The sequence below is a fragment of the Sulfitobacter sp. AS92 genome, from assembly GCF_038900015.1.
GTDB lineage: Bacteria > Pseudomonadota > Alphaproteobacteria > Rhodobacterales > Rhodobacteraceae > Sulfitobacter.
Genome location: NZ_JBBMQL010000007.1, coordinates 155,623 through 170,019 on the forward strand (window position 1 = coordinate 155,623; position 14,397 = coordinate 170,019).

Sequence of the window (14,397 nt, forward strand, 5' to 3'; positions counted from 1 at the left end):
AGCCTTAGCCCGCCGCCCCCATCAATGTGGTGTGAATGTCGATCGCCGCATCGCGGCCCTCGGCCACGGCAGTCACGGTCAGGTCATCGCCGCCGCTGGCGCAATCGCCCCCGGCCCAGACCCGGTCAAGGCTGGTGCGTCCTGTGCCATCCACCTTGATCTTGCGCCCGTCGAGTTCCGGTAGCCCGTCGCCTAATAGCGTCTGACCGATGGCCTTAAACACTTGGTCGGCCTGCAAACGCAGGGTCTGCCCGGTGCCTTTCATGGCCTCATCGACATATTCAAACTCAATCTCCCGCACCGACCCGTTGCCATGCACCGCAATCGGCACCGCATGGGTCACGATCCGCACGCCCTTGGAGGCCGCAAGATCCTGCTCAAACACACTCGCGTTCATCCGATCCCGTCCACGGCGATAAACCAGCGTCACGTTCAGCGCGCCCAAAAGCTTAGCCTGAACCGCAGCATCCACCGCCGTCATGCCACCACCGATCACCACTACGTCGCGGCCAATCGGCACGCTGGACATGTCCCCCGACTGGCGCAGTTCCGAGATGAAATCGACCGCATTGGCGATCCCTGCCTTGTCCTCGCCATCGGCACCCAGAGCGTTCACGCCCACCAGCCCCATGCCGAGGAAGACCGCGTCATAGTCGTCCTTCAGCTCGGCCAAAGTGACATCGCGACCCACGGCTGTTTCATGGCGGAACGTGATGCCGCCGATCTGCATCAGCCAATCCACTTCAGCCTGCGCAAAACCGTTGGGTGTCTTATAGGCAGCAATGCCATATTCGTTCAGCCCGCCGGGCTTGGGCCGCGCATCGAGGATTTCAACGTCATGGCCCAGCATCGCCAAACGGTGCGCACAGGACAGACCCGCCGGGCCCGCGCCAACGACAGCAACACGTTTGCCGGTCACGGCAGCACGCTCAAATGGATGCACACCCTTCGCCTGCAAGTGGTCCGTCGCATAACGCTGCAACTGACCGATCAGCACTGGCTTGCCCTCGGCAACCTCCCGCACGCAGACCTCTTCGCAAAGCGTCTCTGTCGGACAAACACGGGCGCACATGCCGCCCAGAATGTTCTGGCTTAGGATCGTCTTGGCCGCAGCATCCGGCGTGCCGGTGGCGATCTGGCGGATGAACAGCGGAATGTCGATGTCGGTCGGACAGGCCGTCATGCAAGGCGCATCGTGGCAGAAGTAACAGCGGTCCGCCGCAACCAATGCCTCATGCTCATCCAAGGGCGGATGCAAATCCGAAAACCCCTCATCGTAGTTCTGCGGCGCCAGCCGCCCCGGTACGATCCCCGGCTCAAAGACATCACGTGCCATATCAAAATCCCTGTCGTTTTCTTGGTGTTTTGAAAATGCTCACACGGAATCATTTTTTTATCAACTGGTAAATTTTTGAAATACCTCAATGCTGGAAAAACCCGTGGCACCTGCCAGTTTTGTAACAGGGAGGTTATAATCATGGGCGTATCCTTGCCTGCTGGCCTTGCAGCAGGAAAAATCCTTGATTTTAAGATTAGAGATTCCAATATCGCAACTGCGACGCGAATACTTTTCGACCCGGCTGCCCCAAGGCTCCAGCGATCACGAATTCGACCGAGCCACGCTGCCGCATGTTGCGGGCAGATCTGACAAAAGGGAGACAGGGGTCATGGCTACTGGCACTGTAAAATGGTTCAACACGACTAAAGGCTTCGGGTTCATCGCGCCGGACACCGGCGGCAAGGACATCTTTGTTCATATTTCTGCGGTAGAGCGCGCCGGCCTGACCGGGCTGGCCGATAATCAGAAAGTGACGTTCGATGTCGAAGCGGGCCGCGATGGCCGCGAAAGCGCGAGCAACATCGCGCTAGCCTGATCTGGCCAATTCATAGGTTTGAAACGGACGCTGCGGCGTCCGTTTTCGTTTAGCGGCCTTGGTCTTTGACCTGCGCCGCCAATGCGGCCACCGAGGGGCCGATATCCCCAACAATCAACGACACTCCTTCCGCATTCGGATGAATGCCATCGCCCTGAAAATAGCGCTGTATCGTCTCGCTCCGCGCCGTGGCCGCGCCCTCTTCCTCGGCCAGCAGACCGGTGAAGAAGTCGGGGTAGAAAAGCGTTTCATATTGCTCTGCCAAAGCAGGATAGAGCCCTTCAAAATCAGCCTTGTAGCTGGCTCCGTAATTGCCCGGTGCCGACATGCCGACCAGCAGTACATCCACCTTGGCCTGCTTTGACGCCGCCAAAATACCATCAATGTTGCCCCGCGCCTGCGCCGGGTCCAGCCCGCGCAGCATGTCATTGCCGCCCAGCGTTACGATCATCGCGTCCACCTCAGGCGTCAGCGTCCAATCGACCCGCGCGAGACCACCCGCAGTCGTGTCACCCGAAACACCCGCGTTCACGACCGTTGCTTCGACACCTTCGGCGTCCAGCCATGCCTGCAACTGCGGTACGAAACCTTCTTCAGCGGGCAAGCCGTAGCCTTGGGTCAGGCTGTCGCCCAAAGCCGCGATCACCACCTCTTCGGCCTGTGCGGTGCTGCCTAAAATAAAGGCAAAACAGATCAATACCTTGCGCATCCTTCACGGACCTCCATATCCAACTGATACCCTGAACAAAGGCGGCCCGATGAGCGACCCTGTCTATGACCTTCAAGATGTCACGCTAAGCCTCAAGGGCAATGCCGGAACCGTCGATATTCTGCGCGGCATTTCGCTGCAGGTCCAGCAGGGGGAGAGCATCGCGCTGACCGGGGCGTCAGGATCGGGCAAATCGTCTCTCCTGATGGTCATGGGCGGGCTAGAGCGTGCGACAGGCGGCACGGTGATGGCGCTTGGCCATGATCTAAGTGCGCTGCGCGAAGACGGGCTGGCACAGTTTCGGCAGGGGCGCATGGGCATCGTCTTTCAATCCTTCCACCTCATCCCCACGATGACCGCGCTCGAAAATGTCGCCACGCCGTTGGAACTTTCGGGGGCCGATGACGCCTTTGACCGCGCGCGGGCCGAGCTGGAGGCCGTGGGCCTTGGCCATCGCATTAACCAATATCCTGCGCAAATGTCGGGTGGAGAACAGCAGCGTGTGGCCCTCGCCCGCGCCGCTGCACCGCGTCCGGCGATCCTGCTGGCGGATGAGCCGACAGGGAGCCTCGACAGCCGCAACGGGGCCGCGATCATGGATCTGCTGTTTGAGTTGCGCGACCGCCATGGTGCGACGCTGGTGCTGGTCACCCATGCCGATGAGCTGGCCCAACGCTGCGACCGGGTAGTCGAACTTCGCGACGGACGTCTCGCATGAGCTTGACCCTCGCGGCCCGCTTCGCCCGCCGCGAAATGCGCGGTGGCCTGCGTAGTTTCCGCCTGCTGCTGGCCTGCCTCTCGCTTGGCGTCGCGGCCTTGGCCGCTGTCGGCTCTGTCCGCGCGGCGATTGAAGCAGGGTTGGAATCCGAAGGTGCAGCGCTTTTGGGCGGCGATGCCGAGCTTGATTTCACCTATCGTTTCGCAAACGCGGATGAACGTGATTGGATGACCGCCCGCGCGACGCGGGTCTCAGAGATCGTCGAATTCCGCTCTATGGCTGTGACAGGCCAAGGCGATACATCCGAGCGCGCGCTGACGCAGGTCAAAGCGGTTGATGATCTCTATCCGCTGATCGGGCAGATGGTACTGGACCCCGCCATGCCGCTGGCCGACGCCCTTGTGCCTGACACCACAGGCCAGCCCGGCGCGGTGATGGAGCGTGCTTTGGCGGATCGTCTCGCGCTCACCCCCGGTGATACCTTTGCCCTTGGTGAGGCTGAATTCACCCTCTCTGCCCTGATCCAACGCGAACCGGATTCCGCCGCGAGCGGCTTTTCTCTCGGTCCGCGCACGCTGGTTTTGCGCGAAGCGCTAGAAGGCTCAGGCCTGCTGGCCTCTGGCACGCTGTTCAACAGCAAATACCGGCTAGAATTGCCCGAGGGCACCGCCCTTGATCCGCTTGAAGCCGAGGCGAAAGAGCGTTTTTCCGATGCCGGGATGCGCTGGACCGATGCCCGCAACGGCGCGCCCGGTGTGGCGCGTTTCGTCGAACGGCTCAGCGCGTTTTTGGTACTTGTGGGGCTTTCGGGGCTGGCGGTTGGCGGAGTCGGTGTGGCGGCTGCCGTGCGCGCCTATCTGCAACGGAAAACCGCCGTGATCGCCACTTTCCGCGCGATGGGAGCTTCGCGGGCGACGATCTTTCAAACCTATTTTATCCAAGTGGGCATACTGGCCGTCATGGGCGTGGCGCTTGGCTTGCTTATCGGCGCAGGACTGCCGCTGCTGCTGTCGCCGTTGATCGAGGCCAGCTTGCCCCTGCCCGCCCGCTTTGCCGTCTACCCTATGCCCCTGTTCGAGGCCGCGCTTTACGGTCTGCTAACCGCCGCGCTCTTCACTCTTTGGCCGCTGGCGCGTTGCGCCGATGTGCGTGCGGCGACCCTGTTTCGCGATGACTGGCAGCGCCAATCCCCTTGGCCTGCTGCGCCCTATGTCGTCGCGATGGCGCTGTTGTTGGCAGTCTTGCTGGCGCTTGCGGGCTGGTTCAACGGTTCGTGGTCGCTCACCCTCTGGACGCTGGGCGGGCTGGCCGCGACTTTGGGCGTTCTGGCGTTGGCAGCGACCTTTCTGCGCTTAATCGCTCGCGCGGCGGCACGGCGCGCGCGGGGACATCCGCGTCTAAGGTGGGCACTTGCCGCCATCGGCGGACCGGGCGAAGGCGCTACGGCAGTGGTGCTGGCGCTTGGGCTGGGGCTGTCAGTGCTCGCCGCCGTAGGCCAGATCGACGGCAACCTGCGCCGCGCGATTTCGGGCAACCTGCCAGATGTCGCGCCATCTTACTTTTTCGTCGATATCCAAAAGGATCAGATGCCGGGCTATACCGCGCGGCTGGAAAGCGATCCGGCTGTGTCTCGCATCGAAAGCGCGCCGATGCTGCGCGGCGTGATTACCGAGATCAATGGCCGCCCCGCCCGTGAAGTTGCAGGCGATCATTGGGTGGTACGCGGGGACAGGGGCGTCACCTATGCCGCCTCGCCGGGCGAAGACACCCGGATCACCGCAGGCGAATGGTGGCCCGAAAACTACAGCGGCGATCCACAAATCAGCTTTGCCGCCGAAGAGGCCGAAGAGATCGGGCTCGAACTAGGCGATACGCTCAGCGTCAACATCTTGGGGCGTGACATCACTGGTACGATCACCAGCTTCCGGGAAGTTGATTTTTCCACCGCCGGGATCGGCTTTGTCCTCACGATGAACCCCGCCGCCCTGTCGGGCGCGCCGCATAGTTTCATCTCAACCGTCTATGCCGAGCCCGAAGCCGAATCCGCGATCCTGCGCGACCTTGCCGGAGAGTACCCCAACATCACCGCAATCCGCGTGCGGGACGCCATCGACCGTGTGGCGGCGGTGCTGGCGGGGCTGGCGTCGGCGATTTCGTTCGGCGCATTGGCCACGCTGGCAACCGGCTTCATGGTGCTGATCGGCGCGGCAGCGGCAGGCACCGGGGCGCGCAGCTATGAGGCGGCGCTGCTGAAAACCATGGGCGCCTCGCGCCGGGCCATCGCCACCAGCTTTGTTCTGCGCGCCGCCTTGCTCGGCCTCTTTGCCGGAGCCGTGGCGCTGCTTGCGGGGATCACTGGGGGCTGGGCGGTCAGTCATTATGTCATGGAAACCGATTTCGCCGTGGTCTGGACGAATGCGCTGATGATTATCGCGGGCGGGGTGGTGGCCACGGTTATGGCGGGTTTGGCCTTTGCCGTTAAAGCGCTAAACGCACGGCCTGCGGATATGCTAAGGGCGCAGGAATAATCCCGCGCCCTTTGGCCGTCTATGCTCGGTCCTGATTACTCAGCCGCTTCGGCGTAGTCTTCCAGCGGTGGGCAGGTGCAGATCAGGTTACGATCGCCATGCACGTTGTCGACGCGGTTGACCGGCGGCCAGTATTTGTCGACGCGGAAAGCACCCGGAGGGAAGCAGCCCTGCTCGCGGCTGTAGGGGCGGTCGCCCCATTCCACGACCAGGTCTTCCACTGTATGCGGCGCGTTCTTGAGCGGGTTGTTGGCGCGGTCCATCCGGCCTTCCTCGATCTCGCGGATCTCTTCGCGGATCGCCAGCATCGCGTCACAGAAGCGGTCCAACTCAGCCTTGGTCTCAGACTCAGTCGGCTCAACCATCAGCGTACCCGCCACCGGCCATGACATCGTCGGCGCGTGGAAGCCGCAATCGACCAGACGTTTGGCCACATCTTCGTTGGTCACGCCTGCGGTCTCCTCATAGGGGCGCACGTCGATGATGCACTCATGCGCCACCCGGCCTGTGGGGCCTTTGTAGAGCACGTCGTAAGCCCCCTCGAGGCGCTTGGCGATGTAATTGGCATTCAGGATCGCAACCCGTGTGGCCTGTGTCAGCCCGTCGCCACCCATCATTAGGCAGTAGGACCAAGAGATCGGCAGCAAGGAGGGCGAGCCATAGGGCGCCGCCGACACTGCTGTGCCTTCCTCATTCGGGTGCCCCGGCAGATGCGGGATCAAGTGCGACTTGACGCCGATGGGGCCCATGCCGGGGCCACCCCCGCCATGCGGGATGCAGAAGGTCTTGTGCAGGTTCAGGTGGCTCACGTCGCCGCCCAGATCACCGGGGCGCGACAGGCCCACCATGGCGTTCATGTTTGCGCCGTCGATATAGACCTGACCGCCGTGATCATGGGTGATTTTGGTGACCTCATGCACGGTTTCCTCAAACACCCCGTGCGTCGAGGGATAGGTGATCATACAACCGGCGAGGTTCTCGCTGTGCTGCTCCGCCTTGGCGCGGAAATCGTCGAGGTCGATGTCACCGTTGGAGGCGGTCTTGATGACCACAACCTTCCATCCCACCATCTGCGCCGAGGCCGGGTTGGTGCCATGCGCGCTCATCGGGATGAGGCAGATGTTGCGATGCCCCTGCCCCTGCTCGCGGTGGTACGCGGCGATGGTCAGCAGCCCCGCATATTCCCCCTGCGCGCCAGAGTTCGGCTGCATTGAGATCGCGTCATAGCCGGTGATATCGCAGAGCTTGACGCTTAGATCGTCGATCATTTCCTGATACCCAAGCGCCTGATCGGCGGGGACGAAGGGGTGAATGAGCGAAAACTCCCGCCACGTCACCGGCATCATTTCCGCCGCCGAGTTCAGCTTCATGGTACAGGAGCCGAGCGGGATCATCGCCCGGTCAAGCGCCAGATCACGGTCCGCAAGGCGGCGCATGTAGCGCATCATTTCAGTCTCGGCCCGGTTCATGTGGAAGATCGGGTGGGTCAGGTACGCGCTGGTGCGGACCATGGCGTCGGGCAAGCGGTACTCCGGCTCGAAATTGTCATCGGCCTGACGGATGCCGAATGCGCGCCAAACGGCTTCGATGGTATCGGGGCGCGTGCGCTCGTCCAGCGAGATGCCGACGCGGGTTTCACCGACGCGGCGCAGGTTGATCCCCTCGTCTACGGCAGATTTCATCACCGCAGCCTGCAACGGGCCAACGTCAACGGTGATCGTGTCGAAATAGGCTTTGGGATCTACCTTAAAACCCGCCGCTTCCAACCCCTTAGCAAGACGCACGGTTTTACGGTGGATGCGCTGCGCGATGGCCTTCAGCCCTTCGGGACCGTGGAACACGGCATACATCGACGCCATAACCGCCAGCAAAGCCTGCGCGGTGCAAACGTTCGACGTGGCCTTCTCGCGGCGGATGTGCTGCTCGCGGGTTTGCAGGGACAGGCGGTAGGCGCGGTTGCCGTGCGTGTCGATCGACACGCCGACAATCCGACCCGGCATGGTGCGTTTCATCGCGTCGCGGCAGGCCATATAAGCGGCATGCGGGCCACCGTAGCCTTCGGGCACGCCGAACCGCTGGGTCGAACCGACAGCAATGTCAGCGCCCATCGCGCCCGGCTCTTTCAACAGCGTCAGCGCCAGCGGGTCGGCAGTAACAATGCCGATGGCCTTGGCCTCATGCAGCGCGGTCATGTGGTCGGTGAAGTCGCGCACATGGCCATAGGTGCCGGGGTATTGGAAGATCGCGCCAAAGACCTTGTCGGCCTCCATCTTATCGGGGTCACCAACGATCACCTCAATGCCCAGTGGCTCGGCGCGGGTCTTCATCACGGCGATGTTCTGCGGATGACAGTCGCGGTCCACGAAGAAGGCCATCGCCTTGGACTTTGAGCCGCGCAGCGCCATGGTCATCGCTTCCGCACAAGCCGTCGCTTCATCGAGCAGCGAGGCGTTGGCAATCTCCAACCCGGTCAGGTCGCTCACCATTGTCTGGAAGTTCAACAGCGCTTCCAAACGGCCCTGCGAAATCTCAGGCTGGTAGGGCGTATAGGCCGTGTACCACGCCGGGTTTTCAAGAATGTTGCGTTGGATCGCCGGGGGCGTCACCGTTCCGTGGTAGCCCTGCCCGATCAGGCTGGTAAGCACCTTGTTCTTGCCCGCGATGGTGCGCATGTGCTCCAGAACTTCGCGCTCGCTCATCGCTTTGCCGAAATCGAGCGGCTCTTTGGCGCGGATCGCCTTCGGCATCGTGTCGTCAATCAACGCGTCGAGGCTTCCGGCCCCCACTGTTTTAAGCATCTGCGACATCTCGGAAGGGGACGGGCCAATGTGACGCCGGTTGGCGAAATCATAAGGCAAATAGTCGGTGGGCTTAAAGCTCATGTCAGGTTCCTCGTCACGGCGCGGCGGCGGCGCCCCCTGTTTGTGGCGCGCCGCCCAAAGCGGGCGACGCAGATGATCAGCATCATGCCGGTCCCCCGGCACGCGCGGCGGTTTAGCCGATGAATTTCTGGTAAGCGGCTTCGTCCATGAAGTCGTCCATCTGGCTAGCGTCAGTGAACTTTATCTTAAAGAACCACGCCTCGCCCTGCGGGTCGTCGTTGACCATGCTGGGGTTGTCGGTCAGCGTGCTGTTCACCTCGGTGATTTCTCCGTCGATGGGCGCAAGGATGTCCGACGCCGCCTTGACAGATTCGATCACGACGACTTCGTCATCCTTGCTGACGGTGGTGCCTTCATCGGGCAGTTCGACAAAGACCACGTCGCCCAGCTGCTCAGCCGCGTGACTGGTAATGCCCACAACCACTTCGTCACCCTCGACGCGCAGCCATTCATGCTCTTCGGTAAATTTCATTTTGGATATCCCTGTATAGATTCAGCGTTTGAAGTTCGCCGCGACGAACGGCATTTTCGTGACAGTCAGTGGCAAGCGCTTGCCGCGTACCTCGCCCCAAAGCGGCGTATCGACCTTCGCATGCTCGGCAGTGACATAGCCCATGGCAACCGGGCCGCCAACCGTCGGACCAAAGCCGCCAGAGGTCACGGTGCCGACTTCATTGCCCGCCTCAGCGGCATCAAAGATCGCCACGCCTTCGCGCATCGGCGCACGGCCTTCGGGCAGCAGCCCCACGCGTTTGCGCGGCGCACCATCGGCCAGTTGTTGCAAGATCACCCCGGCTCCGGGAAAACCGCCCGCCCGCTCACCATCGTTGCGGCGTACCTTCTGGATCGCCCAGTTCAGCGCCGCCTCAACAGGCGTAGTGGTGGTGTCGATGTCATGGCCATACAGACAAAGCCCGCCCTCAAGCCGCAAGCTGTCGCGCGCGCCAAGACCAATCGGTTCGACCTCCTCCAACGCCAGAAACTTGCGCGCCAGCGCTTCGGCGTCGGCATTGGCGACCGAAATCTCATAGCCGTCTTCGCCGGTATAACCCGAGCGCGACAGGGTGACGGTGATCCCGTCGATGTCGATATCTTTGGCCACGTCCATAAACTTCATATCCGCAACCGAGGGCTGCAACCGCGCCAGCGCCGCTTCGGCTTTCGGTCCCTGAAGGGCCAGCAGCGCACGGTCATCCAAGACTTCGATCTCACAACGATCCGACAGCGCCTCTTTCATCAGAGCGATGTCATCATCCTTACAACCAGCATTCACGACGACAAACAGATGATCGCCCAGATTGGCCAGCATCAAATCATCCAAAATACCACCGTTGGGATCGGTGAACATCGCATAGCGCTGGCGCATTTCACCCAGACCCAGCACATCAACCGGCACCAGCGTCTCCATCGCCAAGGCTGCATCCTCATAGCTGCCCGACGTCGCACGCACGACGACCTGCCCCATGTGGCTCACATCAAACAACCCGGCGGCGGCGCGGGTGTGCAGATGTTCTTTCATCACGCCGAGGGGATATTGCACGGGCATCGCATAGCCCGCAAAGGGCACCATCTTGGCCCCCAGTTCCACATGCAAATCATGCAATGCCGTCTGCTTGAGATCGCTCATCCGGTTCGCCTTTCCTGTCGCTTCCGGATGACCTTTTGACCATGCCGGCACCTCTGCGCAGCGTCTGCCGCGCATGATGCCCCCTCTGTCCTTCCGCCTGAGATCGTTATCCCTTCGGCGTGCGCATCCGCGCATCTCTCCAGAGTTTTTGGTCACGTCACGGTCCTGGGGCCTGAGAGTTTCCGGGGCGGTTGCTCCTTCGGCATCGGTATTAACCGATTCTCCCGTGACGATTGCGCCTTTCGTATGCTGCGGCATACCTCTGCGTCAAGCATGCTTGTAGCCGGATACGACACATGTTTTGGTGCGCGCGACAAATACAGGACCCTTCGCGCATGACACCCTATTTTTTCGGCTACGGCAGCCTTGTGAACCGCAATACCCACACCTACCCCGACGCCCGGCCCGCGCGCCTCGACGGATGGCGGCGCAAATGGGTCCGCGCCGAAGGGCGCGACATCGTATATCTCAGCGTTGTTCAGGATCAAAGCACCCGCATCGACGGGCTTATCGCCGCCGTGCCGGGCGCGGATTGGGCGGCGCTGGACCGGCGTGAGTATAGCTACGAACGCCATGCCTCAGGCGGTGCCGTGGTCCATGATATCGTCCCCGCGCCCGACATCGCCCATTACGCGATCCCGCTTGAAATCGCGGTCGACCACGGCGATCACGTGATCCTGCTCAGCTATCTCGATGTCGTGGTCCAAGGCTTCTTGCGCGAGTTCGGCACCGATGGCGCCACACGCTTCTTTGACACTACCGAAGGCTGGGACACGCCCATTTTGGACGACCGCGCAGCGCCCCTTTATCCGCGCCACCAGACCCTAACGCCAGAAGAAACAGGGGTGGTCGATCACCACATAGACCGCTTGTCGCTACAGGTGAAATCACGCGACGAAGTCCCCTTCACAAAGAAGAACTTCTAACCGCTTCATTCATCCTTTTTCAAATACCCGCGGGGGTCCGGGGGCAGCGCCCCCGCCTGCACTCGGCCCGCCTCAGCCGCGTGCTTTGACGGTCTGCAAGAGCGGCATAACCTGCGCCATCTCCGGCCCGTGTTCTTGCCCCGTCAGCGCCAAACGCAAAGGCCGGAACAACCCGCGCCCTTTGCGGCCCGTGGCTTCCTTGACCTGCGCGGTCCAGCTTGACCATGTGCTCTCGTCAAAGGGCATGTCGGGCAGCAGCAGCATGGCCTGGGCCACAAACTCGCGGTCTTCCTCGGCGATGACCGGCTCGGCACCGTCGCGGAACATGGTCCACCAAGGACCCAAATCTTTCAACGTCGAGATATTTTCTCGCGTGACGGCCCAGAACTGCCCCGCCTGATCTTCAGGCACGCCAATGGCTGTGATGTCGTCCTTCACGGCCTCAAGGGGCAGCTGCTGCAAATAGCGCCCTGTCAGTGGGAAAAGATCTTGAACGTCAAACTTCGTAGGGGCCGACCCAAAGCGGTTGATGTCGAACCCGTCGATCAACTGCGCCATCTCCGTACGCAGCTCCACCGGATCGGACGATCCCAACCGCGCCATGAGGCTTAGCAGCGCAAAAGGCTGAACCCCCTGCTCACGCAGATCACGTAGGGCCAATGTGCCCAAGCGTTTGCTCAGTGCTTCGCCCTGCGGGCCGGTCAACAGCGAGTGATGCGCAAAGGACGGAACAGCGCCGTTGCCCAGCGCCTGCATGATCTGGATCTGCGTCGCGGTATTGGTCACATGGTCCGAGCCGCGCACCACATGGGTCACGCCCATGTCGGTGTCGTCGACAACACTCGCCAGCGTATACAAAATCTGCCCATCGCCGCGGATCAACACCGGGTCACTGACCGATGCCGCGTCGATAGAGATGTCGCCCAGAATACCGTCGTCCCATTCGATCCGCTGCTGATCCAGCTTGAAACGCCAGACACCCTCGCCGCGCTCCGCGCGCAGGGCGGCTTTCTCGTCGTCGCTGAGGTTCAGCGCGGCGCGGTCATAGACCGGCGGCTTGCCCATGTTAAGCTGCTTCTTGCGCTTGAGGTCCAGCTCCGTCGGCGTCTCGAACGCTTCATAGAAACGGTCCTTGGCGCGCAGGTCTTCGGCCGCGGCGTGGTAGCGGTCCAACCGTTCGGACTGGCGCTCAACCCGGTCCCATTCCAAGCCCAACCATTCGAGGTCTTGCTTGATGCCGTCGACATATTCTTCGCGGCTGCGCTCGGGGTCAGTGTCGTCGATGCGCAGAATGAACGTGCCGCCTGCCTTGCGCGCGATGAGGTAGTTCATCAGCGCGGTGCGCAGGTTGCCCACGTGGATATAGCCAGTGGGGGACGGGGCGAAACGGGTGATCGTAGGGTTGGACATCTGGCGTACTCCTGTTGCGCGCGGGCTTGCCACAGGGCGCGGGCGTTGTCCAGTAATGGCGGGGGTCAGCCGCCGTCTGCTGTGGCGCCACTCGGGGCTGGGACAACCTCTGAAGTGTCCTCTTCAACGCTTTGTTCTTCAGGGCCATCTTCGGCGGCATTCTCTTCTGCGTCATCCGCTGGCGGTGCCTGATCCGCAGGCAGTGCCTCGCCCTCAGGCGCTTCGGCTTCGGCTTCGGCTTCGGGTGTCGCCGCAGTGGTGCCGTCGTTCAAAGCGCCATTCGCCCAATCGCCCGTGGCTTCTTCGCCACTGGCATAGCGCATCGTACCGTTGCCCTGACGTTTGCCCGCTTTGAAGGTGCCCTCATAGACATCGCCATTGGCGTAGGTTGCCACGCCTTGGCCCTCAATCTCGCCATCGGTCCAGTCGCCCTCATAGACAAATCCGCTGGCCATGGTGATCTTGCCCTGACCGTGGCGCTGGCCGTCAGCGAATGCGCCCTCGTAAACCGTGCCGTCGGGATAGGTCGCTTTGCCCTGCCCGTCCCGCTGACCGTCTTGCCAGCCGCCTTCATAGCGGTAGCCATCAGCATAGGTCATCACGCCCTGGCCGTGGTTGCGGGCGTCCTTGAATTCGCCCTCATAAACGACGCCATTGGTATAGGTGGCAACACCTTCACCTTCGATGACGCCTGCGGCCCATGCGCCCTCATAGGTCGATCCATCGGGGTAGGTGATCTTGCCCGTGCCGTCAGCCAGATCGCTGCGGAACGTGCCGACATAGACCGACCCGTCGGGGTAGGTCACCTGACCTTCGCCCTCAATCTGCCCTGCGACCCATGACCCGGTATAGACATAGCCATCGGTGCCAGTGAACGTCCCCTGCCCGTCGCGGCGGTCATCTTTGAAGTCACCCTCATAGGTATCGCCATTCTCGTAGGTGACCGTGCCCTTGCCCTCGCGACGGCCCGCCACCAGCGTGCCTTCGTAGACATCGCCGTTGGGCTGGGTCAGCGTGCCGGTCCCGTCGATCTGGCCGTCTTTCCACAGCCCCACATAGACCAACCCATCGGGCATGGTCAGCGTGCCTTGGCCGCTGCGCTTGCCGCCTTGGATCTCGCCTTCATAGACGGCCCCATCGGGGTAGGTGATCGTGCCGACGCCCTGTTTGACGCCATCGACCCAGTCGCCTTTGTACTCATAACCGCCGGGGCTTTGCATCACGCCCTTGCCGTGGTGCTTGGCATTGCGAAACGCGCCCTCATACCGCACGCCATTGGCATAGATCGCGACGCCTTGGCCCATGATCGCGCCAGCTTCCCATTCACCCTCATAGGTGCCGCCATCAGCAAAGGTGATCTTGCCCAAACCTTCGGGCTTGCCCTTGGCGAAATTGCCCTCATAGACCGAACCATTGGGGAAACGCGCGACACCCTCGCCCTTGATCTCACCCTCGACCCATTCACCGGAATACTCATAGCCATTGGGCAACTTATAGGTGCCGGTGCCATGCTGAAGACCGCCCTGAAAGGTGCCTTCATAGATGCCGCCGTCGTCGTATTCCTTGGTCAGCACCTGTCCGTCTTGCGCCGCGAGCGGGGTGGCAAGAAGGGCAATCAGACAGAGGGGCAGGCTGCGGTGCAACATGGGCGGAAATTCCCGATCTCGTTAAGTGTCATTCGGCCTGAGGTTAAGGGCGATAGACAGCAGAGGCAACGTGTTTG

11 protein-coding genes and 1 riboswitch are annotated in these 14,397 nt (G+C 61.9%); of the genes, 4 read left to right on the top strand and 7 right to left on the bottom strand.

The genetic code is table 11. The features are described 5' to 3' along the window. Positions 1 to 4: 4 nt before the first annotated feature. Entirely contained in the window at positions 5 to 1,336 is a 1,332-nt protein-coding gene (locus WNY61_RS13640) for an NAD(P)-dependent oxidoreductase (RefSeq protein ID WP_342851967.1), read from the bottom strand. A gap of 331 nt (positions 1,337 to 1,667) precedes the next feature. Between WNY61_RS13640 and WNY61_RS13645 the strand changes: the two genes are divergently transcribed. Continuing rightward, positions 1,668 to 1,874 (top strand): cold-shock protein, encoded by a 207-nt coding sequence (locus tag WNY61_RS13645; protein WP_007117962.1) that lies wholly within the window; start codon positions 1,668 to 1,670, stop codon positions 1,872 to 1,874. A gap of 49 nt (positions 1,875 to 1,923) precedes the next feature. On the opposite strand, the gene WNY61_RS13650 is transcribed toward WNY61_RS13645, so the two are convergent. Further along, entirely contained in the window at positions 1,924 to 2,583 is a 660-nt protein-coding gene (locus WNY61_RS13650) for an arylesterase (protein ID WP_342851968.1), read from the bottom strand. A gap of 49 nt (positions 2,584 to 2,632) precedes the next feature. Here WNY61_RS13650 and WNY61_RS13655 point away from each other — a divergent pair, with 49 nt between their 5' ends. Together WNY61_RS13655 and WNY61_RS13660 are read left to right on the top strand one after the other, a co-directional pair. Continuing rightward, positions 2,633 to 3,301 (top strand): ATP-binding cassette domain-containing protein, encoded by a 669-nt coding sequence (locus WNY61_RS13655; RefSeq protein ID WP_342851969.1) that lies wholly within the window; start codon positions 2,633 to 2,635, stop codon positions 3,299 to 3,301. Then, positions 3,298 to 5,829, top strand: coding sequence for an FtsX-like permease family protein (locus WNY61_RS13660; protein WP_342851970.1), 2,532 nt, complete (start codon positions 3,298 to 3,300; stop codon positions 5,827 to 5,829). Before WNY61_RS13655 ends, WNY61_RS13660 begins: the two co-directional genes overlap by 4 nt. A gap of 35 nt (positions 5,830 to 5,864) precedes the next feature. Here the strand turns inward: WNY61_RS13660 and gcvP are convergent, their stop codons facing one another. The 3 genes from gcvP to gcvT form a co-directional block, all read right to left on the bottom strand. Continuing rightward, complete coding sequence (gcvP, locus tag WNY61_RS13665) at positions 5,865 to 8,711, bottom strand: aminomethyl-transferring glycine dehydrogenase (RefSeq protein ID WP_342851971.1); 2,847 nt, start codon at positions 8,709 to 8,711, stop codon at positions 5,865 to 5,867. A gap of 112 nt (positions 8,712 to 8,823) precedes the next feature. Beyond that, positions 8,824 to 9,183 (bottom strand): glycine cleavage system protein GcvH, encoded by a 360-nt coding sequence (gcvH, locus tag WNY61_RS13670; protein ID WP_342851972.1) that lies wholly within the window; start codon positions 9,181 to 9,183, stop codon positions 8,824 to 8,826. A gap of 21 nt (positions 9,184 to 9,204) precedes the next feature. Beyond that, complete coding sequence (gcvT, locus tag WNY61_RS13675) at positions 9,205 to 10,338, bottom strand: glycine cleavage system aminomethyltransferase GcvT (protein WP_342851973.1); 1,134 nt, start codon at positions 10,336 to 10,338, stop codon at positions 9,205 to 9,207. Positions 10,339 to 10,488: 150 nt separating this feature from the next. Continuing rightward, positions 10,489 to 10,575: riboswitch (glycine riboswitch) on the bottom strand. Positions 10,576 to 10,673: 98 nt separating this feature from the next. Here gcvT and WNY61_RS13680 point away from each other — a divergent pair. Beyond that, positions 10,674 to 11,264, top strand: coding sequence for a gamma-glutamylcyclotransferase family protein (locus tag WNY61_RS13680; protein ID WP_342851974.1), 591 nt, complete (start codon positions 10,674 to 10,676; stop codon positions 11,262 to 11,264). A 72-nt stretch (positions 11,265 to 11,336) separates the two neighbouring features. Here the strand turns inward: WNY61_RS13680 and gltX are convergent, their stop codons facing one another. Further along, a complete protein-coding gene (gene gltX / locus WNY61_RS13685; protein WP_342851975.1) occupies positions 11,337 to 12,674 on the bottom strand; it encodes a glutamate--tRNA ligase in 1,338 nt (445 codons plus the stop codon). 65 nt (positions 12,675 to 12,739) lie between these two features. After that, complete coding sequence (locus WNY61_RS13690; RefSeq protein ID WP_342851976.1) at positions 12,740 to 14,320, bottom strand: 2-isopropylmalate synthase; 1,581 nt, start codon at positions 14,318 to 14,320, stop codon at positions 12,740 to 12,742. Positions 14,321 to 14,397: the final 77 nt, after the last annotated feature.

Bases quoted from the DNA above. Each gene is read 5' to 3' on its own strand.
- WNY61_RS13640 (WP_342851967.1), bottom strand. From the start codon at position 1,336: ATGGCACGTGATGTCTTTGAGCCGGGGATCGTACCGGGGCGGCTGGCG.
- WNY61_RS13645 (WP_007117962.1), top strand. From the start codon at position 1,668: ATGGCTACTGGCACTGTAAAATGGTTCAACACGACTAAAGGCTTCGGG.
- WNY61_RS13650 (WP_342851968.1), bottom strand. From the start codon at position 2,583: ATGCGCAAGGTATTGATCTGTTTTGCCTTTATTTTAGGCAGCACCGCA.
- WNY61_RS13655 (WP_342851969.1), top strand. From the start codon at position 2,633: ATGAGCGACCCTGTCTATGACCTTCAAGATGTCACGCTAAGCCTCAAG.
- WNY61_RS13660 (WP_342851970.1), top strand. From the start codon at position 3,298: ATGAGCTTGACCCTCGCGGCCCGCTTCGCCCGCCGCGAAATGCGCGGT.
- gcvP (WP_342851971.1), bottom strand. From the start codon at position 8,711: ATGAGCTTTAAGCCCACCGACTATTTGCCTTATGATTTCGCCAACCGG.
- gcvH (WP_342851972.1), bottom strand. From the start codon at position 9,183: ATGAAATTTACCGAAGAGCATGAATGGCTGCGCGTCGAGGGTGACGAA.
- gcvT (WP_342851973.1), bottom strand. From the start codon at position 10,338: ATGAGCGATCTCAAGCAGACGGCATTGCATGATTTGCATGTGGAACTG.
- WNY61_RS13680 (WP_342851974.1), top strand. From the start codon at position 10,674: ATGACACCCTATTTTTTCGGCTACGGCAGCCTTGTGAACCGCAATACC.
- gltX (WP_342851975.1), bottom strand. From the start codon at position 12,674: ATGTCCAACCCTACGATCACCCGTTTCGCCCCGTCCCCCACTGGCTAT.
- WNY61_RS13690 (WP_342851976.1), bottom strand. From the start codon at position 14,320: ATGTTGCACCGCAGCCTGCCCCTCTGTCTGATTGCCCTTCTTGCCACC.